At 35.9% G+C, this 20,752-nt stretch carries 16 protein-coding genes; 12 read left to right on the forward strand and 4 right to left on the reverse strand.

All coding sequences use genetic code 11. The features are described 5' to 3' along the window. Positions 1–95: 95 nt before the first annotated feature. The 6 genes from CD112_RS05400 (at position 96) to CD112_RS05425 (ending at position 8,230) form a co-directional block, all read left to right on the forward strand. A complete protein-coding gene (locus CD112_RS05400) occupies positions 96–1,967 on the forward strand; it encodes an ABC-F family ATP-binding cassette domain-containing protein (protein WP_103363968.1) in 1,872 nt (623 codons plus the stop codon). A 12-nt stretch (positions 1,968–1,979) separates the two neighbouring features. After that, positions 1,980–3,758, forward strand: coding sequence for a DNA helicase RecQ (gene recQ, locus CD112_RS05405; RefSeq protein WP_103363969.1), 1,779 nt, complete (start codon positions 1,980–1,982; stop codon positions 3,756–3,758). A gap of 98 nt (positions 3,759–3,856) precedes the next feature. Beyond that, positions 3,857–4,813: an ABC transporter ATP-binding protein gene (locus CD112_RS05410; RefSeq protein ID WP_103363970.1), complete on the forward strand. Its 957-nt coding sequence runs from the start codon at positions 3,857–3,859 to the stop codon at positions 4,811–4,813. Next, complete coding sequence (locus CD112_RS05415) at positions 4,810–6,324, forward strand: ABC transporter permease/substrate-binding protein (protein WP_103363971.1); 1,515 nt, start codon at positions 4,810–4,812, stop codon at positions 6,322–6,324. Before CD112_RS05410 ends, CD112_RS05415 begins: the two co-directional genes overlap by 4 nt. A 163-nt stretch (positions 6,325–6,487) precedes the next feature. After that, on the forward strand, positions 6,488–7,552 hold the full coding sequence (gene hisC, locus CD112_RS05420; RefSeq protein ID WP_060804120.1) for a histidinol-phosphate transaminase: 1,065 nt from the start codon (positions 6,488–6,490) through the stop codon (positions 7,550–7,552). Positions 7,553–7,693: 141 nt separating this feature from the next. Beyond that, entirely contained in the window at positions 7,694–8,230 is a 537-nt protein-coding gene (locus tag CD112_RS05425; protein ID WP_002481517.1) for a 5' nucleotidase, NT5C type, read from the forward strand. Between the two features lie 126 nt (positions 8,231–8,356). Here CD112_RS05425 and CD112_RS05430 read toward each other — a convergent pair whose 3' ends face one another. The 4 genes from CD112_RS05430 to CD112_RS05445 all read right to left on the reverse strand — a co-directional run bounded on the left by CD112_RS05430 (position 8,357) and on the right by CD112_RS05445 (position 13,253). After that, complete coding sequence (locus tag CD112_RS05430; protein ID WP_002481518.1) at positions 8,357–9,859, reverse strand: peptide MFS transporter; 1,503 nt, start codon at positions 9,857–9,859, stop codon at positions 8,357–8,359. 294 nt (positions 9,860–10,153) lie between these two features. After that, positions 10,154–11,677, reverse strand: a complete 1,524-nt coding sequence (locus CD112_RS05435) for a peptide MFS transporter (protein WP_103363972.1) — start codon at positions 11,675–11,677, stop codon at positions 10,154–10,156. 182 nt (positions 11,678–11,859) lie between these two features. Beyond that, positions 11,860–12,363, reverse strand: a complete 504-nt coding sequence (gene queF / locus CD112_RS05440; RefSeq protein WP_002481520.1) for a preQ(1) synthase — start codon at positions 12,361–12,363, stop codon at positions 11,860–11,862. Positions 12,364–12,365: 2 nt separating this feature from the next. Further along, a complete protein-coding gene (locus CD112_RS05445; RefSeq protein ID WP_002481521.1) occupies positions 12,366–13,253 on the reverse strand; it encodes a DMT family transporter in 888 nt (295 codons plus the stop codon). Between the two features lie 884 nt (positions 13,254–14,137). Here CD112_RS05445 and nrdI point away from each other — a divergent pair. The 6 genes from nrdI (at position 14,138) to CD112_RS05475 (ending at position 20,675) form a co-directional block, all read left to right on the forward strand. Next, positions 14,138–14,539, forward strand: coding sequence for a class Ib ribonucleoside-diphosphate reductase assembly flavoprotein NrdI (gene nrdI / locus CD112_RS05450; protein ID WP_023015387.1), 402 nt, complete (start codon positions 14,138–14,140; stop codon positions 14,537–14,539). Then, positions 14,502–16,607 (forward strand): class 1b ribonucleoside-diphosphate reductase subunit alpha, encoded by a 2,106-nt coding sequence (gene nrdE / locus CD112_RS05455; RefSeq protein ID WP_023015386.1) that lies wholly within the window; start codon positions 14,502–14,504, stop codon positions 16,605–16,607. The genes nrdI and nrdE overlap by 38 nt, the downstream gene beginning before the upstream one ends. Before the next feature lie 112 nt (positions 16,608–16,719). Continuing rightward, positions 16,720–17,694 (forward strand): class 1b ribonucleoside-diphosphate reductase subunit beta, encoded by a 975-nt coding sequence (gene nrdF / locus CD112_RS05460; RefSeq protein WP_002481524.1) that lies wholly within the window; start codon positions 16,720–16,722, stop codon positions 17,692–17,694. Positions 17,695–18,011: 317 nt separating this feature from the next. Next, entirely contained in the window at positions 18,012–18,968 is a 957-nt protein-coding gene (locus CD112_RS05465) for an ABC transporter permease (protein WP_174165801.1), read from the forward strand. Continuing rightward, positions 18,958–19,917: an iron chelate uptake ABC transporter family permease subunit gene (locus CD112_RS05470; RefSeq protein WP_002481526.1), complete on the forward strand. Its 960-nt coding sequence runs from the start codon at positions 18,958–18,960 to the stop codon at positions 19,915–19,917. The genes CD112_RS05465 and CD112_RS05470 overlap by 11 nt, the downstream gene beginning before the upstream one ends. Further along, positions 19,917–20,675, forward strand: a complete 759-nt coding sequence (locus CD112_RS05475) for an iron ABC transporter ATP-binding protein (protein WP_002481527.1) — start codon at positions 19,917–19,919, stop codon at positions 20,673–20,675. The genes CD112_RS05470 and CD112_RS05475 overlap by 1 nt, the downstream gene beginning before the upstream one ends. Positions 20,676–20,752 lie beyond the last annotated feature (77 nt).

Below are 20,752 nucleotides of genomic sequence, written 5' to 3' on the forward strand. Positions count from 1 at the left end.
ACGTGCAAAGGGTGTATAATATATAGAACTGAAAATTGAGATAAAGGTTGAAAACTCAATTAAATGAACGGACTGAACATAAGTGGAGGCATGACATGGAAGCGTATAAAATTGAACATTTACATAAATCCTATGCAGATAAAGTGATTTTTGATGACTTGCACTTATCTGTTTCAGCACATGAACGTATCGGACTTGTAGGGATTAACGGTACAGGTAAAAGTACATTACTAAAAGTCATCGCAGGGCTGGATGATGACTTTGAAGCAGAAGTGAATTGTCCGAATGATTATCGCATTCGTTATTCTTCTCAAAAGCAAGATTTAACGAAAGACAGAACAGTGCTGGAAGAAGTTTTGAGTGCAGATACAGATACGGTGAAGTTAATCAGAGACTATGAAAAAGCAGTACAAGAGTATAGCCAAACGCAAAATGACCAAAACTTAAACCACATGATGAAAATGCAAGAGGCGATGGACCAAGCAGAAGCATGGGACTATAGTGCAGAAGTTAAAACGATTTTATCTAAACTCGGTATTCATGATACATCTGTATCGGTTAAATCGTTATCAGGCGGCCAACAAAAACGTGTCATTTTAGCAAAAACATTAATTGAACAGCCAGACTTATTATTACTAGATGAACCGACCAACCATTTAGATTTCGATTCAATAAAATGGTTGATCAACTACGTAAAACAATATCCGCATACTGTGTTGTTTGTAACGCATGATCGTTATTTCTTAAATGAAGTTTCAACACGCATTATTGAATTGGATAGAGGTAAATTAACGACTTATCAAGGTAACTATGAAGACTATATTGCGATGCGTGCGGAGAACGAACAAATAGAGCAGCAACAAAACCAAAAAGCACGTGCTTTATATAAACAAGAACTTGCTTGGATGCGTGCAGGTGCAAAAGCAAGAACAACAAAACAACAAGCACGTATTAACCGCTTTAGTGATTTAGAATCACAAGTAAAAAATCAAACAACACGTGAAAGCGGACAATTGAACCTAGCGCATTCTCGTTTAGGTAAACAAGTCTTTGAACTAGATGATGTATCTAAAAGCATTGCGGATAAAACGTTATTTGAACATGTGACGCAAATCATACAAAACGGTCAACAAATCGGGATTGTCGGACCTAACGGTGCAGGCAAAACGACGTTGTTAAATATTCTTGCTGGTGAAGATACTGACTTCAGTGGAGAACTGAAAATCGGCCAAACAGTCAAAACAGCTTACTTTAAACAAACGGATGAACGTTTAGATAGAGATATCCGTGTGATAGATTTCTTAAGAGAAGAAAGTGAAGTTGCGAAAGAAAAAGATGGTACGACGGTGTCAGTAACACAATTGTTAGAGCGTTTCTTATTCCCAAGTGCTACACACGGTAAAAAAGTATATAAACTTTCCGGTGGCGAACAAAAACGCTTGTATTTACTAAGATTATTGGTTCATCAACCGAATGTATTGTTGCTTGATGAGCCGACAAATGACTTAGATACTGAAACGCTAACTATTCTTGAGGACTATATCGCAACTTTCGGCGGCACAGTTATTACTGTCAGCCATGATCGCTATTTCTTAAATAAAGTTGCACAAGAATATTGGTATGTGCATGACGGTCAAATTGAGCGTGTTATTGGAAGTTTTGAAGACTATGAAGCTTATAAGCAAGAACAAGAGAAACAACAAGCAGTTGCTAAAGCTCAACCAAAAGTTCAAAAAGAAAGACAACGTAAGGGATTGTCTTATAAAGAAAAACGTGAATACGATACGATTATGGAACGTATTGAAGAGACTGAAGCGCGTCTAGAAGTGATTGAACAAGAGATGGTAGACGCAAGTGATGATTATGCGAAAATTCAAGAACTGAATACTGAAAAAGAAGCATTAGAATCACAATATGAAGAAGACATGACACGATGGAGCGAATTAGAAGAATTAAAAGAACAATAAGGGGTCAATTTTATGGAAACGACATTATCGCATTATTTTGGATATAAAGATTTCCGTCCAGGACAAAGGGAGATTATTTCCAAAATACTAGACAAAAAGAATGTGCTAGGGGTATTACCTACTGGCGGCGGTAAATCATTATGTTATCAAGTGCCTGGATTGATAACGGGCGGCGTGACAATTGTGATCAGCCCATTAATTTCATTAATGAAAGACCAAGTCGATCAATTAAAAGCGATGGGCATTAACGCTGCATTTTTAAACAGCAGCTTATCGCAAAAAGAACAACGAGCGATTGAAGAAGATTTACGTCAAGGTAAGATTCAATTCTTATACGCGGCGCCTGAACGTTTTGAGAATCGTCAATTTATGCAGTTGTTATTCGGATTAGATATTCACTTAGTTGCTTTTGATGAAGCACACTGTATTTCTAAGTGGGGACATGATTTCAGACCAAGTTACCAACAAGTCATTGATAAAGTCCTTTGCTTGCCGCAGGACTTTGCGATTGCTGCTTTAACCGCAACAGCTACTGTTGAAGTACAAAAAGATATTATGGAACGCCTGCATATCTCAGGTGCGAACCGAGTAAAAACAAGTATCAAACGTCCTAATTTAGTCTTTAAAGTCAATCCGACATATCAGAGGCAAAAATTTGTGATGGATTATGTAAAGGCACACAAACAACAAGCAGGGATTATTTATTGTTCAACAAGAAAACAAGTTGAAGAACTTCAACAAGTATTTGAAGATCAAAATATCAGCAGTGCCATTTATCATGCAGGTTTAACGAATAAAGAGCGTGATGAAGCACAAAATGATTTTGTCTTTGATCGCATTAAAGTTGTAATTGCGACGAATGCGTTTGGTATGGGGATTGATAAATCTAACGTGAGATATGTCATTCATTACAATATGCCAGGAGATTTAGAATCTTATTATCAAGAAGCTGGGCGTGCAGGACGTGATGGCTTAACAAGTGAATGTATCTTACTGTTTAGTGAACGTGATATTAATCTGCATCAATTCTTTATTTCATCTTCTAAGGGTGATGATGACTATAAAGAAAAAATGGGTGAGAAGCTCAATAAAATGATTCAATATACCAAAACAAAGAAGTGTTTAGAAGCTACATTGGTTCATTATTTCGAGCCAAATGAAAAATTAGAAGAATGTGGCCGCTGCAGTAATTGTCGTAATGAAAATAAAACGTATGATATGACGAATGAAGCGAAGAAAATCATCAGTTGTGTGGTGCGTATGGGTCAACAAGAGACTTATGGTGTGATTATTCAAGTGCTGAGAGGCGAGTTGTCTGATTACATCAAGTATAACCGATATGACAAATTATCAACTTTCGGTATTATGAAAGAGTATACGACATCAGAATGTAGTCATTTAATTGATGAATTGCGCTTCAAAGGCTTCTTAAACGAAAATGATGAGGTTTTAACTTGTGATAAAAAGGTTAAGCAAATACTAAGTGAGGATTTAAAAATTTATACTGTACCATTCAAGAAAAAATCTCGTGAAAAAGTCAATATCAATACTATTGAAGGTGTCGATAGAGCATTGTTTGACGCATTAGTACAAGTCAGACAAGAACTCAGCGAGAAATTAAATGTAGCACCGATTAGTATTTTTACTGATTTTACACTTGAAGAATTCGCCAAACGTAAACCTGAATCTAAACAAGAAATGATTGCGATTGACGGTGTCGGTAGTTATAAATTGAAACATTACTGTCCTCAATTTATTGAAACGATTCATAATTATAAAGCGCAAGTTTAATAGATTTAAATACAGAACAGCAAGTTTCACTGTGCTAACGATAGTGTGAGCTTGCTGTTCTTTTTTTTAAATAGAAATAGAATGTGGGTGACCTATGCATGATTGAGTTAAAAAACGTTTCGAAGCAATACGGTAATAAAATGGCTGTCGAAGATGTCAGTTTTAACATTGAAGAAGGTGAGTTCTTCGTTTTAATTGGTCCTTCCGGCAGTGGTAAAACAACAACATTAAAGATGATTAACAGATTGATTCCTTTAACGAAAGGCTATATTTATTTCAAAGACAAACCAATCAGTGATTTTCCTGTTTATGAAATGCGTTGGGATATGGGTTATGTCCTTCAACAAATCGCGTTATTTCCGCATATGACGGTTAAGGAAAACATTGCGCAAGTACCGCAAATGAAAGGTTGGGACAAAGCTAAGATAGACAAGCGTATTGATGAGTTGCTTGAGATGGTGAATCTAGATCCTGATACATATCGCGATCGCAAACCAGATGAATTATCAGGCGGACAACGTCAACGTGTCGGTGTTGTACGTGCATTAGCTGCAGATCCGCCAGTGATTTTAATGGACGAACCATTTAGTGCCTTAGATCCAATCAGTCGTACGAATTTACAAGAAGATTTGATTGAGCTGCAAGCTAAAATCAGAAAAACCATTGTCTTTGTGACACATGATATTAATGAAGCGATGAAATTAGCAGATCGCATTTGTTTATTTAATGATGGACGTGTAGAACAAATCGATACACCTGATGGCTTTATGCAACATCCTAAGAATGATTTTGTAAGACAGTTTATTAATCAATATGACCATGCGGATACGTCTCGATTAACGCTTGAAAAACTTCTGCAAGGCAAACAACTTAAAACAGTTGATACACCAAACGATTTACCGGTGTTGTTGCCAGATACACCTTTAAACAAGGTATATGAAGATTTAACACACTATCCTAGTGTCGTAATTAAACAACATGATCAACACCATCTCTTAACACGAGAAGATGTCTTTAAGTTTTTAGCTCAAAGTAAGAGAGGTGACGTATCATGAATGCATTCTTTCAAACATTCTCAGAGCGAAAAGGGGAATTGCTGAGCACGCTGTTAGAACATATACAAATTTCCTTTATCGCATTGTTAATTGCTTGTTTAATCGGAGTACCGCTTGGTATCTTACTGACGAAAACAAAACATTTTTCTGAAGCGGTCATCAACGTTGCCGCTGTGATGCAGACGATTCCTTCACTAGCTTTATTAGGACTAATGATTCCATTGTTTGGTATTGGAACAGTGCCAGCGATTATTGCATTAGTTGTATATGCGTTACTGCCAATTCTACGCAATACATATACTGGTATTAAGGAAGTTGATCCGTCTCTTGTTGAAGCAGCGAAAGGTATCGGAATGAAACCTGGACGTCGTTTGACGAAAGTTGAGTTGCCGATTGCGATGCCGATTATTATGGCAGGTATTCGTACAGCAATGGTGTTAATCATTGGTACTGCAACACTTGCAGCATTAATCGGTGCAGGCGGCCTTGGTGATTTAATCTTATTGGGTATCGACCGTAACAACAGTTCGTTAATTTTATTAGGTGCGATTCCAGCTGCTATTTTGGCGATTGTCTTTGACTTAGCCTTACGTTTCATGCAGAAACTATCATATAAGAAATTGTTGATTACTTTAGGCACTATCGTGTTAGTTGTAGCGCTTGTTATTGTTATCCCAATGTTAGGCGGCAAAGGCGATAAAATCACGATTGCCGGCAAGCTTGGTTCAGAACCATCAATCATTACGAATATGTATAAGATTTTAATCGAAGAAGAAACAGACAACACAGTGGATGTTAAAGATGGCATGGGTAAAACATCATTCTTATTCAATGCTTTAAAATCTGGCGATATTGATGGCTATTTAGAATTTACAGGAACAGTTTTAGGTGAATTAACTAAAGAACCACTGAAATCCAAAGAAGAAGCTAAAGTGTACGAACAGGCAAAACAAAGTCTAGAGAAAAAAGAAAACATGACGATGTTGAAACCGATGAAATACAACAACACTTACACATTAGCTGTGAAGCGTGACTTTGCGAAGAAACACGGATTGAAAACAATTGGTGATTTACAAAAAGTTGAAGATGATATCAAACCTGGTTTCACTTTAGAATTTAATGACCGTCCTGACGGTTATAAAGCCATTTCTAAAGCATATGATTTAAACTTTAATAAAGTTCGTACAATGGAACCGAAATTACGTTATCAAGCTGTTGAAAAAGGTGACATCAATTTAATTGATGCTTATTCAACAGATGCAGAGTTGAAACAATACGATATGGTCATTTTAGAAGATGACAAACACGTCTTCCCACCATATCAAGGTGCACCGATGTTTAAAGAGAAATATCTCAAAGAACATCCTGAAATCATCAAACCGCTCAATAAATTAGCAGGTAAAATCACTGATGAAGAAATGCAAGAAATGAACTACAAAGTCACAGTGAAAGATGAAGATCCGTATCATGTGGCAAAAGAGTATTTAGAGAAACACAATTTAGTTAAGTAATATGAATAAGAAAGTCTGGGTATTGTAACTCAGGCTTTCTTTTTAGTTTTAACATAATCGAGGTACAATAAATTTGTCGTTGCCAAAGGGTTACTTAAAGGTATATAATTGTCAGTAAATTTAAAATTATTAGAAACAACATTTTGAGGAGGCAGATGTATCTATGAAAGAACAAATTAAACAGCTCTCAGCGTATCAACCAGGCTTATCACCAAGAGCGTTAAAAGAAGAATTCGGTTTAGACATTGAATTACATAAACTAGCATCAAACGAAAACTTATATGGTCCTTCACCTAAAGCGAAAGAAGCGATTAAAGCGCATGTAGATGAAGTGTTGTATTATCCTGAAACAGGTGCACCGACATTACGCAAGGAAATTGCGGAAGGGTTAGGCATTGATGAAAATCGTATTTTATTTGGAGCTGGCTTAGATGAGGTTATCTTAATGATTTCTCGTGCGGTATTAACGCCTGGAGACAAGATTGTGACAAGCCAAGCGACATTTGGTCAGTATTATCATAATGCGATTGTAGAAGCGGCAGAGGTCGTACAAGTACCTTTAAAATCTAATGGTCAATTCGATTTAGATGGTATTTTAGAAGCGATTGATGAAGACACTGCATTAGTATGGATTTGTAATCCAAATAACCCGACAGGCACATATGTGACACATGATGATTTAGAAGCGTTCTTAGAAAAAGTGCCAAGTCATATTCCAGTTTTAGTTGATGAAGCATACTTTGAATTTGTGACTGCGGAAGATTTCCCAGATACATTAAAGTTACAAGAACGTTTCCCAAATGCGTTCTTAATGCGTACGTTCTCTAAAGCATATGGTCTAGCAGGTCTAAGAGTCGGTTATATCATTGCGACTGAAGAAGCAATTCATAACTATAATATTATTCGTCCACCGTTTAACGTAGGGCGCTTATCAGAATATGCGGCAGTCGCAGCATATCAAGATCAAGATTACTTAAAAGACATTCAACAAAAAAATGCTGAGGAACGTGCAAAATTCTTTGAAATTCCAGAAAGCAAACATTTCTTTGACAGCCAAACGAACTTTGTCTTTGTGAATACGAAACGTCCGCATGACTTATATAAAGCGTTATTAAAAGTCGGATGTATTACGCGTGAGTTCCCAATTGGTGTACGTATTACCATTGGCTTCCCAGAACAAAATGATAAAATGATCGAAGTGCTTAAAGACTTTGATTTTGAAGCATAACCGATAACAAAACAAGTATCAACATAATTTCGTGTTGATACTTGTTTTTACTTTACATATTTTCAAATCAGACTTCACAACTCTATAAAATAAATATGCTATACTCGAAGAGAAGAAAAGGAAAGGAAGTTGCTATCAGTAATGAAGAGAGAATCAATAGCGATTGATATGGATGAAGTTTTAGCAGATACAATCAAAGCATTGATTGAAGAAGTGAATAAACGCACAGATTTAGGTATTAAAGAGGCGTTATTAGATGGAAATAAACTACGTCACTTTATGCCTGAACATGAAGGGGTACTTGATGAAGTATTAAAACAACCAGGATTCTTTAAGAATTTAGAAGTTATTAAAGATTCACAAGAAGTGGTGAAGAAGTTAGCTGAACACTATGATATTTATATTGCGACAGCCGCAATGGATGTGCCGACTTCATTCCATGAAAAATATGAATGGTTAAGAGTACACTTCCCATTCTTAGATCCGCAACAATTTGTCTTCTGCGGTAGAAAGAATATTGTCAAAGCAGATTATTTAATCGATGACAATCCAAGACAACTTGCACGCTTTACAGGGAAACCAGTGATGTATACAGCACAACATAACATCCACAATAAAGACTTCGATCGTGTCAATAACTGGAAAGAAGTTGAACAATATTTCTTAGGAAATAAATAAGGAAATTTTACAGACGGGGTCACCCGTCTTTTTCTTATTCTACATTTATAGTTGAATTAAGTAATGACATAAAAAAAGAAGCATCAAACCACTATTTTGAATAGCATTTGATGCTTCTTTTATGTGTTAACGTATGCCGCGCATACCTTTAATAATCTTTGGTACAAACATAAATGCGATTAAGCCGATAACTACTGCTAGAACTCCTAGGAATAAGAAGTAGTTTTGATAGCCTAACGGTTCGATTAATTTAACAAGTGTTCCGTTAATGGCTTGTGCAGTAGCGTTTGTTAATAACCATAAGCTCATCATTTGAGAGTTGAAAGCTTTTGGTGCTAATTTTACTGCAGCACTGCTGCCTGTTGGTGATAAGCAAAGCTCACCGACTACGCAAATGATGTATGACAGAATAACCCAGTTTACGGATACTGTGCTGCCGCCAGAAGTCATCATGACTACCGCTACTAAGATGTATGAAATACCTGCTAACCAAGCACCCCAAATAAATTTAGTCGCAAGGCTTGGTTGGCGATCTCCCATTTTCTTCCAAACATAAGACAATACTGGCGCAAATAATACAATGAATAATGGGTTGATTGATTGGAAGTATGTTTTACCAAAATCAGTTGTCCAACCGAATAAATTCAATTTCATATCTGTGCCTGTAAATGCGTAGATGTTTAAAACGTTAGAACCTTGTTCCTGGATAGACCAGAAAATTACCCCAATAATGAATAACGGAATAAATGAAATAACACGTGAGCGTTCATCATCTGTAACCTCTTTACTTCTAATCATAGTTGTAAAGTAAGAGACTGGTAAGGCAATACCTAAGATTAAGACAGTTGTGCTGACTAAGTTGAATGATAATGTACCAGTTAAACCAGTGATGATTAATACAAGTGCGATGACTACGACTACAATACCTGTAATCATTGAATAACGTTTCTTTTCAACTGCGTTCAATGGGTTTGTCGGCGCTGAACCAACGTTACCTAAGTTACGTCTGTTGAATAAAAGATAAATAACCAATGCGAGTGTCATACCGATTGCTGCGATTAAGAAACCTTGGTGGAACATATGACCTTTAGAGAATTGGTCTAAAATTAATGGCGCAGCAAGGGCACCCATGTTTACGGACATGTAGAAAATAACAAACCCTGAATCGATACGTTTATCGTTTTCAGGATACAAGCGACCTACAATATTAGAGATATTCGGTTTCATAAGTCCTGAACCTACGATGATAAAGAACATTGAAATGAATAGTCCTGTTTGTGCTAACGGCAAGCTTAAGAAAACATGACCGATAATAATTAAAATAGCACCATACATTGTCGCTCTGCGTGTACCTGTGATTCTATCTGCGACCCAGCCGCCAAGTACACTGGTCATAAAGATCAGTGACCCATATACTGACATGACTGACTGTGCAGTCGTTTTATCCATGCCTAATCCGCCATCTTTAATAGCGAAGAACATGTAAAAGATTAAGAGTGCACGCATTCCGTAATAGCTGAATCTCTCCCAAAATTCTACGAAGAAGAGGACTCCTAATCCTTTTGGATGTCCAAAGAACCCTTTCTGTGGTATTTCTTGGACATGCTTTTGATGTAAATTGTTCTGCAAACTAACCCCGACCTTTCTATCCTATAACGGAGTGGATTATATTCGATTCTACTATGTAAAAAAGAGAGTTTCAATAATTTTCTAAAAATAAAAATATTAACAATTTTCTGAAAAGAATAAGATATAAAACATGATTAATCAAGCTTAATTAGAAGAAAAGGCGTAATTTGAGAAGATTTTAACTAAAGAAGGTATGCAGATTGAAATATGGCAAAAAAGTGAAAGTGAAAAATTGACCATAGAAAAAGCCTGAAACCTCTGAGAGATTTCAGACTAAATTTGTTCGATTTTGTATTAGTGAATACCTTTCATTGCACGACGTACAAATGGTGAAATAATCACAAGCAATACCCCGATAGCTAGTGTCAGTAAACCAGAGTATAAGAAATATTGACCTGAATCCATTTTAGCGTATACAACAACTAGCTGCGCATTCAGACCTTGGGCAGTCGCATTACTTAACATCCATAAGCTCATCATTTGTGCTGTAAAGGCATATGGTGCAAGTTTTGTCGTAGTAGCTAGACCGACAGGTGAGATACATAACTCACCGATTGTGATTAATAAGAAGCTTAAGACTAACCAGATAGGGTGAATCAGTTCTCCAGGTGCTAATCCACCAGCTAAAGGAACGACCATGATTAAATATGAAACCCCACCGATGATGGCACCTAATGCGAATTTAATGACAGTAGGTGGGTTGTGTTTGCCGAGTTTGACCCATAACATCGCAAAGAGTGGTGCTAACGCTACGATAAAGATAGGGTTCAATGATTGGAACCAAGCAGCTGGAATATCGAAATGAATCGTGCCGCCTGTTAATTTAGCTAAGCTTAATTCTGTTTTCTTATCTGCAAAGTTTGCCAAGATTGTAGAACCTTGTTCTTGGATCATCCAGAAAGCTACAGAAGTGATGTATAACGGTACATAACTGCCGACACGAGATTTTTCTTCTGGTGTCACTTTCTTGCTGACAAGCATGTAAACTACAATGTAAATTGGTAAAGCAATTCCGATAAATGTAACTAATAAACTGAAGTTTTCAATTGTTAATGCATTGAATGACTTTAAAACGATTAAATAAATGGCAAACGCTGCGACGATTGCTAAAGCGATTAAAGAGAATTTCTTAGTATCTTCTTTTGTTAATGGATTATGTACAGATAACCCTGCTAAATTTAAATACTTTTTACGTTTAGACCAGTATACAACTAAACCGATAAACATCCCGACAGCTGCTGTTGCAAAACCAGCATGGAAACCAACACGTGTTTGTAAGTAACCAGTTAAAATAGGTGAAATTAAAGCACCTAAGTTAATTCCCATGTAGAAAATAGTGAAAGCTGCATCAACACGGTTGTCGTTTTTATCGTATAATTCGCCGACTGTTGTAGAAATGTTTGGTTTTAACAAACCTGTCCCGATAATCAAGAGTAATAAAGCAATCATAACGGCGGTTAGGCTGCCCGGTAAACTTAAAATAATATGACCGAACATAATGAGAATACCGCCGAAGAACACAGCGTGTTGTGTTCCTGTGATACGGTCAGCAATCCAGCCCCCGATAACCCCAGACATATAGATTAACGTTCCGTATAAAGCAACAATCTGCATGGCTACAGACTCATCTAATCCGAATCCGCCTTTAGCCACAGAATAATACAGGTAGTAAACTAAAATAGCTTTCATACCATAGTAACTGAATCTCTCCCAAAACTCAGTGAAGAATAGTGTGCTTAATCCCTTCGGATGACCAAAGAAACCAGTTCGTGGTGTGCTTTGAATAACTTCTTCGCGTGTATATTGTTTCTTGTTCATAAATTTCCCCCTAAGAATGACTTAAAATAATTTTAAGCTATTAAAAGTGTATATACAAGAAAATTCTGAAAATTAATGAAGCTACCTTTTACATTTTTTGTAATAAAAAGTTATGTATCCGCTTCCCACAAAATAAAAAACAACCCGAATTTAATCAGGTTGTTCTTCAAATAAATCTGCAATTATCTATTATCTATCGTTTCTGGATATAAATCGTGATTCATCATGCGATATTCAGCCATTTTTTCATACTTAGAATCAGGACGGCCATAGTTTGTATAAGGGTCGATAGAAATACCGCCGCGTGGCGTGAATTTACCCCAAACTTCAATATAATGCGGATCCATTAATTCAATTAAGTCATTCATAATAATATTCATACAATCTTCGTGGAAATCACCATGATTTCTAAAACTGAATAAATAAAGTTTCAATGATTTAGATTCTACCATTTTGATATTCGGAATATATGAAATGTAGATAGTAGCGAAATCTGGTTGGCCTGTAATCGGACATAATGATGTAAATTCAGGACAATTGAATTTTACAAAGTAGTCGCGTCCTTGATGTTTATTATCGAAAGACTCTAACACATCTGGACGATAATTAAAGTCATATTGGTTATTTTGATTACCAAGCAATGTAAGATCTTCTAAATCTTCTTTGCTTCTGCCTTGTTGTGACATATTTATTTTCCTCCTCTATGAGACGATTGTACTGGTTTTCTGCTTTGTCTGCGTGCTTTTTCGAACATATAGTAGCTGGCACTGATAATAATGACATAACCTAGTGTAGCATATAAATCCGGTGATTCTCCGAAAATAATGATACCCATTAACGCTGTAAAGATAATGGAAGCATACGTAAAGATTGAAATATCTTTTGCAGGTGCAAAACTATATGCGAGTGTAATTCCGATTTGACCGACAGCAGCTGATAAGCCGGCACCTACTAAATAAATCATTTGCAGGCCTGACATCGGTACATACGTAAAGATAACGAATGGAATTAAAGCAATAATTGAGAAGAAAGAGAAATAAAAGACAATCGTATAAGGTGCTTCTCTTGTACTTAATGCACGTACACAAGTATAAGCTGATGCGGCGAAAATACCTGAGAATAATCCGACGATAGCTGGAATCATTTCTGAAGAGAATTGCGGTTGTACAACAAATAACATACCGACAATTGCGACTAACATCGCTGTAATTTGATATTTACGGATTTTCTCATGCAAGAAAATCATACTGAGTAAAATCGTCCAGAAAGGATTAAGCTTCATCAATGTATCTGCGTCACTTAACAGCATATGGTCTATAGCGTAAATGTTGAATAAGACACCGATTAAACCAAGGGTTGAACGTGCAATTAATAAGGGCTGACTGCTTAATTTACCAAACATGGGTTGTTTGTATTTATATAAGAAATACAGTGGAATGAGCATTGCGACTAAGTTTCTAGCGAGTGACTTCTGGAAGACGGGTAAATCACCAGCAAGTCTGAAAAATAGGGACATAAAGCTGAATCCTATAGCTGAAACAAGTATCGCAATGATTCCTTTTATTTTTGGATCCATATACTTTCCTCAACTTTCCTCAAAACTTAACGTATATCATCTTAGCATATATAGAAATAAGTGCCTATATAGACTTGCTAAAGAAAATGAACATGGTATACTATAAACCGAACGTACGTTCTATCCATTAGATTAAATGACACGTCACTAACTGAAAGGAATGATTATTTTGTGTTGATGAATAAATTGTGTTAAGCCTTTCATGACGCAAATCAGCGGAATCTTGTGATGACAAGCGGTACACAAATTCTCAAAAAATCAAGAGCAAAATTACAATTATTTATTTTAAAATGATTTTTGGGAAAATTTAAGAACGCCAAGCATAGAGATGACGCTACTTTCATCAATTTTGACAAATTTAAAGAAAATTTTAGCGGGTGAATCTCTTTGAAATTATAATAGGTGTTCGGTATAATGAATCACATAATATAGTATTGAAGAACGGAACCTAACACTATATATTGTGGTCGAGTCCAAAAATAAGAAAATTATATTTCACTATTTTAAGGCAATTTCACACAGAATTTGCAAGATGAACAGATTGGTTAGGGGTTTAACCAATATGTTCTGTATAGTTGAGAAATCGTGTTCAAAGTTGTGATGACAAGTCATGTCTAAGCAAATAGAAATATGAGTAATTGTACTTATTTGGACAAGAGTATTGTGAAGGAATACTCGGTTAACTGATTACCAACACAATATGTAGTGGCAGGGAGCAATGCATTTAACATATCGAAATAAACTAAAACATGCAGCAGTCACAACTTCTTTTTAGAAACAGCAATACCAGTACGGCAGCCTGGCATGTTTTTTAATTATGAATAATATGTGCATGACGCTATGTGACGATTAAGCGCGTTCTTTGTAAGAAAGCGGGTGATTCAATGAAGGTAGTATATTTTTCATTTACTGGTAACGTGAGACGATTTGTTGCAAGAACTGAATTTGAGGACACTTTAGAGATTACAAATGATAACTGCGCGGATGTGCGCTTGGATGAGCCTTATGTATTGGTCACTAGTACAATCGGCTTTGGAGAAGTGCCAGATGTTGTCAAAACATTTTTAAGTCATAACGGAAACATGATCAGAGCAGTGGTCGGCAGTGGTAACCGTAACTGGGGTCAAAACTTTGCGAAAGCCAGCGAGACCATTTCTCGAGAATATCTCGTTCCGCTATTAATGAAATTTGAAGTACAAGGTACAAAGAAAGACGTAGAAGAGTTTAAAGATAAGGTGGGGCATTTATATGAAGACTATGAACGAAAAGCAATACAATCATATTGAGTTAAATAATGAGGTTACAAAGCGTAAAGAAAATGGTTTCTTCAGCTTAGAAAAAGACCAAGAAGCGCTAGAAGTTTATTTAGAAGAAATCAAAGATCATACGATTTATTTCGATTCAGAAATCGAACGTTTGCACTATCTTGTAGATAATGATTTCTATGTAGATGTATTCCAAACATATAGTGAAGAAGACTTAAAAGAAATTACTGAATATGCACGCAGTATTCCATTTACATTTGCGAGCTATATGTCAGCAAGTAAATTCTTCAAAGATTATGCATTAAAAACAAACGATAAAAAACAATATTTAGAAGACTATACACAACACGTGACTATTGTCGCACTTTATTTAGCAGATGGTGACAAAGCGCAAGCAAAACAATTTATTTCATCTATGATTGAACAACGTTACCAACCTGCAACACCAACATTCTTAAACGCAGGCCGTGCCCGTAGAGGTGAGCTTGTATCATGTTTCTTATTAGAAGTAGATGACAGCTTAAACTCTATCAACTTTATTGATTCAACAGCGAAACAATTAAGTAAAATCGGCGGCGGTGTCGCAATCAACTTATCTAAACTTCGTGCACGTGGTGAAGCAATCAAAGGAATCAAAGGTGTCGCAAAAGGTGTCTTACCTGTAGCAAAATCACTTGAAGGCGGCTTCAGCTACGCAGACCAATTAGGTCAAAGACCAGGTGCTGGTGCTGTTTACCTAAACATCTTCCACTATGATGTTGAAGAATTCTTAGATACGAAAAAAGTAAACGCAGATGAAGACCTTCGTCTAGCAACAATTTCTACAGGTTTAATCGTACCTGCTAAATTCTTTGAACTTGCAAAAGAAGGTAAAGACTTCTACATGTTCGCACCACACACAGTTTACAATGAATACGGTGTAACATTAGATGATATCGATCTTGATAAATACTATGATGAAATGGTCGAAAATCCGAATGTCTTAAAACGTAAAAAAGATGCACGTGAAATGTTAAATACAATTGCTCAAACACAATTACAATCAGGTTATCCTTATTTAATGTTTAAAGATAACGCAAACAAAGTACATGCCAACTCAAACATTGGACAAATCAAAATGAGTAACTTATGTACTGAAATCTTCCAATTACAAGAAACATCTATTATCAATGACTATGGTGTGGAAGATGAAATCAAACGTGACATTTCATGTAACTTAGGTTCGTTGAACATTGTCAATGTGATGGAATCAGGTAAATTCAGAGATTCTGTACACACAGGTATGGATGCTTTAACAGTTGTAAGTGACGAAGCAAACATCCAAAACGCACCAGGTGTACGTAAAGCAAACAGTGAATTGCACTCTGTTGGTTTAGGTGTTATGAACTTGCATGGTTACCTTGCGAAGAACCAAATCGGTTATGAATCTGAAGAAGCAAAAGACTTCGCAAATGTGTTCTTTATGATGATGAACTATTACTCAATCGAGCGTTCAATGCAAATTGCGAAAGAACGCGGCGAAGCTTATAAAGAATTCGAGAAATCAGATTATGCGAGCGGTAAATACTTTGAAAAGTATACAGAAGCGGATATCGTGCCTGAATACGAAAAAGTTAAACCTTTATTTGAAGGTTTAGAAATCCCTACTGCAGAAGATTGGAAAGCTTTAGCAGAAGATGTTAAGCAATATGGTTTATATCATGCTTATCGTCTTGCGATTGCGCCAACACAAAGTATTTCTTACGTGCAAAACGCAACAAGTTCAGTAATGCCGATTGTTGACCAAATCGAACGTCGTACGTATGGCAACGCAGAAACATTCTATCCAATGCCATTCTTATCACCACAAACAATGTGGTACTACAAATCAGCATTCAATACAGATCAAATGCGTTTAATTGATTTAGTAGCAACAATCCAACAACACGTTGACCAAGGTATCTCAACAATCCTTTACGTTAACTCAGAAATCTCTACACGTGAATTAGCACGTTTATATGTCTATGCACATCATAAAGGTCTAAAATCACTTTATTATACACGTAACAAATTATTAAGCGTAGAAGAATGTACAAGCTGCGCAATCTAATGAAGCCTATCAAGGAACAATCTTAACGAGGTTGTTCCTCTAATCATATAAATTTTTTAAACGGAATTTGAACGAGTAAAATTAAAAATCAAGAATGGGGAAATGCACTTTGATGATTGCTGTCAATTGGAACACGCAAGAAGATATGACAAACATGTTTTGGCGACAAAACATCTCCCAAATGTGGGTAGAAACTGAATTTAAAGTTTCTAAAGATATTGCGAGTTGGAAAACATTAACACCAGAAGAACAAGATACATTTAAGAAGGCACTTGCAGGTTTAACAGGTTTAGATACACATCAAGCTGATGACGGCATGCCTTTAGTCATGATGCATACAAAAGATTTACGTAAAAAAGCTGTCTACTCATTTATGGGTATGATGGAACAAATCCATGCGAAAAGTTATTCTCACATTTTCACAACATTATTACCATCTAGTGAGACAAACTATCTTTTAGATACATGGGTACTTGAAGAACCACATTTAAAATTCAAATCAGATAAAATTGTGGGTAACTATCATAAATTATGGAGAAAAGATGCATCAGTATATGACCAATATATGGCACGTGTATCTAGTGTGTTCTTAGAAACATTCTTATTCTATTCTGGATTCTACTATCCACTTTATCTTGCTGGACAAGGTCGTATGACAACATCTGGTGAAATCATCCGTAAGATTTTATTAGACGAGTCTATCCACGGTGTGTTCACTGGTTTAGATGCGCAACACATGCGTAATGAACTTTCAGAAAATGAAAAACAACGTGCAGATCAAGAAATGTATAAACTATTAGATGAGTTATACAAAAACGAAGTTTCTTATACACATTCACTATATGACCAAATTGGTTTAACAGATGATGTATTGAACTATGTACGTTATAACGGAAACAAAGCATTATCGAACTTAGGTTTTGAACCTTATTTCGAAGAACGCGAATTCAACCCAATTATCGAAAACGCATTAGATACGTCAACGAAAAACCATGACTTCTTCTCAGTTAAAGGTGACGGTTATACGTTAGCGTTAAACGTAGAAGCATTACGTGATGAAGACTTTATTTTTGATGATGAAAAATAAATAATATCATTTTGAAGAGCATTGATTCTGACTGTGAAAACAGTTTGAAGTCATTGCTCTTTTTTTGTTTTAAAAAAATGTAATTGAAAATAAAATATGTTGAAGCAAAAGAGTTAATCGAAATAAAGAGAGAAAAAATACATTCTATCTCAGGGAATAGCCTATATTTTTAAAAGAATTTTCCTGAAAATGTTTGAAAAGCATTGATAAAACGAGAGAAACTGATACGATAGAAAGTAAGTGAAAATGATTATCAGTTACAGTTAATCATTAATTGTTTTTAGAGGGGATAGGAGTTTCAAATGATTAAACAACTCATGCGCTTTCCAGTTTTATTAATTCTTTTTATATTTTTGACTATCCTTTCATTGTTTGTGGGCGTTAGTCAGCTTTCTATTACACAAATTTTTCATTTAACCGCAGATCAGCAAAATATACTTGTTTCGAGCCGTATTCCAAGAACAGTCAGTATTATCATTTCAGGCAGTTCTTTAGCACTGGCTGGACTGATTATGCAACAGATGATGCAAAACAAGTTCGTCAGTCCGACAACTGCAGGGACGATGGAGTGGGCGAAACTAGGGATCCTCATCTCATTAATCTTCTTTCCGCAAGCGCATATTTTAATTAAGCTGTTATTCGCTATGGTACTTAGTATCGGCGGAACAATCTTCTTTATGAAATTGATTCAAATTATACGTTTTAAAGATGTTATATTCGTGCCGTTACTCGGTATTATGATTGGCGGTATTATATCTAGTTTAACAACGTTTGTGGCATTAAGGACGAATGCACTGCAAAGTATTGGGAACTGGTTGAACGGTAACTTTGCGATTATCACAAGCGGTCGATACGAAGTCTTATATTTAAGCATCCCATTGCTTATTGTTACGTATATTTTTGCCAACTATTTCACTATTGCTGGTATGGGTAAAGACTTCAGCCATAACTTAGGAGTCAACTACGATCGAATTATGATGTTCGGCTTAACGATTACCGCAACAATGACCGCATTAGTCGTTGTGACAGTTGGTACTTTACCGTTCTTAGGCTTAATTGTGCCGAATATTGTGTCTATCTATAGAGGAGACCATTTAAAAAATGCCTTGCCGCACACTGCAGTCTTAGGTGCGATTTTTGTATTGGTGTCCGACATCTTAGGACGTGTGATTGTTTATCCATATGAAATCAATATCGGATTGACTATCGGTGTCTTCGGGACATTAATTTTCTTAGTAATGTTATTTAAAGGGAGTCGCAACTATGAGTCATAAACAAAGTAATATCAGATTATTTATATTATTGGGTGTAGTTGTGGTAACAGGTATTTTATATCTCTTGTTAGGCATTGACTTTGATATCTTTGCGTATCAGATACAAAGTCGAATCAGGAAACTGATTTTAATGATTTTAGTCGGTGCAGCGATTGGTACCTCTGTCATTATATTCCAAGCGATTACAGTCAACCGATTATTAACACCGTCTATGATGGGATTAGATGCGGTCTATATGTTTGTCAAAGTTGTCTTAGTCTTTATCTTTGGTATTCAATCAATGGCAGTGACAAATATTTATCTCAACTTTGCGTTAACATTAGTCGCAATGATTATATTCGCACTTATTCTATTCCAGGGTGTTTTTAAATACGGTAACTTCTCAGTGTACTTTATCTTATTAATCGGCGTGATTTTAGGTACATTCTTTAGAAGTATCACTGGCTTTATCGAACTCGTAATCAACCCTGAAGATTTCTTAGCTGTACAAAGTTCAATGTTTGCGAACTTTAATGCATCGAACTCAAAATTAGTTGCCATCAGCAGCATTGTCTTAGTTATTCTAATTTTAATTACAATTAAAATCTTGCCTTATTTAGACGTATTACTATTAGGGAAAGCACAGGCATTGAACTTAGGTGTCAACTATACACGAATGACACGTTTATTAATGATTATGGTCGCGTTATTAACTTCAATCGCTACAGCGCTTGTTGGTCCGATTACATTCTTAGGGTTATTAACTGTGAACATTGCGCATGAAGTCATGAAAACATATGAACATAAATACTTATTACCTGCGACAATATTTTTAAGCTGGATCAGCTTATTTACTGCAGAATGGATTGTAGAACATTTATTTGAAGCCACGACAGAAGTAAGTATCCTCATCAACTTAATCGGAGGAAGTTACTTCGTATACTTATTGATTAAAAGGAGAAATTCATGATGATACAAGTTCAAGATTTAAATAAAACGATTCATGATAAACCGATTCTTAAAGATATTAACGTAGAAATTCGTAAAGGACGTTTGACGTCATTAATAGGTCCAAACGGGGCAGGTAAAAGTACCTTATTATCTGCGGTCAGCCGTTTAATGGATATAGATACAGGTTCTATAGAACTTGAACACGAAGGTATTGGCGCATTTACAAGTAATGAAATTGCGAAGAAGCTTTCAGTTTTAAAACAAACGAATCATACTGAACTAAATATTACAGTCGAACAATTAGTCGCATTCGGTCGCTTCCCATACTCTAAAGGCCGATTAGACGATACAGATAAAGAAAAAATCAATGAAGCTTTAGATTTACTCCAACTACAAGAAATCAGAGATCGTAATCTTAAAACACTTTCAGGTGGTCAACGTCAACGTGCTTATATTGCGATGACAATCGCACAAGATACAGAATGTATCTTATTAGACGAACCGCTGAATAATCTAGACATGAAATATTCAGTAGAAATTATGAAAACATTGAGAAAGCTAACACGAGAACATGGCAAAACAATTGTAATTGTATTACACGATATCAACTTTGCGTCTAGTTATTCAGATGATGTAATTGCGATGAAAGATGGCGAAATCGTCAAAGCGAGTGAACGAGACGAAGTTATTCAACCAAGCATCTTAAGACATCTTTATGACATGGATGTCGATATCGAATGCATCAGAGGCCAAAGAATTTGCCTATATTATAGTTAAACACTGACCATTTGAAAGGGGTGATGCCGATTTTTTACGGCATATCAAGACGGGGGTCTAACACATTTCAGGAGGAT

The sequence above is a fragment of the Staphylococcus simulans genome (assembly GCF_002902285.1).
GTDB lineage: Bacteria > Bacillota > Bacilli > Staphylococcales > Staphylococcaceae > Staphylococcus > Staphylococcus simulans.

Excerpts from the sequence above, each read along its gene's own strand:
- CD112_RS05400 (WP_103363968.1), top strand. The coding sequence starts at position 96 with ATGGAAGCGTATAAAATTGAACATTTACATAAATCCTATGCAGATAAA.
- recQ (WP_103363969.1), top strand. The coding sequence starts at position 1,980 with ATGGAAACGACATTATCGCATTATTTTGGATATAAAGATTTCCGTCCA.
- CD112_RS05410 (WP_103363970.1), top strand. The coding sequence starts at position 3,857 with ATGATTGAGTTAAAAAACGTTTCGAAGCAATACGGTAATAAAATGGCT.
- CD112_RS05415 (WP_103363971.1), top strand. The coding sequence starts at position 4,810 with ATGAATGCATTCTTTCAAACATTCTCAGAGCGAAAAGGGGAATTGCTG.
- hisC (WP_060804120.1), top strand. The coding sequence starts at position 6,488 with ATGAAAGAACAAATTAAACAGCTCTCAGCGTATCAACCAGGCTTATCA.
- CD112_RS05425 (WP_002481517.1), top strand. The coding sequence starts at position 7,694 with ATGAAGAGAGAATCAATAGCGATTGATATGGATGAAGTTTTAGCAGAT.
- CD112_RS05435 (WP_103363972.1), bottom strand. The coding sequence starts at position 11,677 with ATGAACAAGAAACAATATACACGCGAAGAAGTTATTCAAAGCACACCA.
- queF (WP_002481520.1), bottom strand. The coding sequence starts at position 12,363 with ATGTCACAACAAGGCAGAAGCAAAGAAGATTTAGAAGATCTTACATTG.
- CD112_RS05445 (WP_002481521.1), bottom strand. The coding sequence starts at position 13,253 with ATGGATCCAAAAATAAAAGGAATCATTGCGATACTTGTTTCAGCTATA.
- nrdI (WP_023015387.1), top strand. The coding sequence starts at position 14,138 with ATGAAGGTAGTATATTTTTCATTTACTGGTAACGTGAGACGATTTGTT.
- nrdE (WP_023015386.1), top strand. The coding sequence starts at position 14,502 with ATGAAGACTATGAACGAAAAGCAATACAATCATATTGAGTTAAATAAT.
- nrdF (WP_002481524.1), top strand. The coding sequence starts at position 16,720 with ATGATTGCTGTCAATTGGAACACGCAAGAAGATATGACAAACATGTTT.
- CD112_RS05465 (WP_174165801.1), top strand. The coding sequence starts at position 18,012 with ATGCGCTTTCCAGTTTTATTAATTCTTTTTATATTTTTGACTATCCTT.
- CD112_RS05470 (WP_002481526.1), top strand. The coding sequence starts at position 18,958 with ATGAGTCATAAACAAAGTAATATCAGATTATTTATATTATTGGGTGTA.
- CD112_RS05475 (WP_002481527.1), top strand. The coding sequence starts at position 19,917 with ATGATACAAGTTCAAGATTTAAATAAAACGATTCATGATAAACCGATT.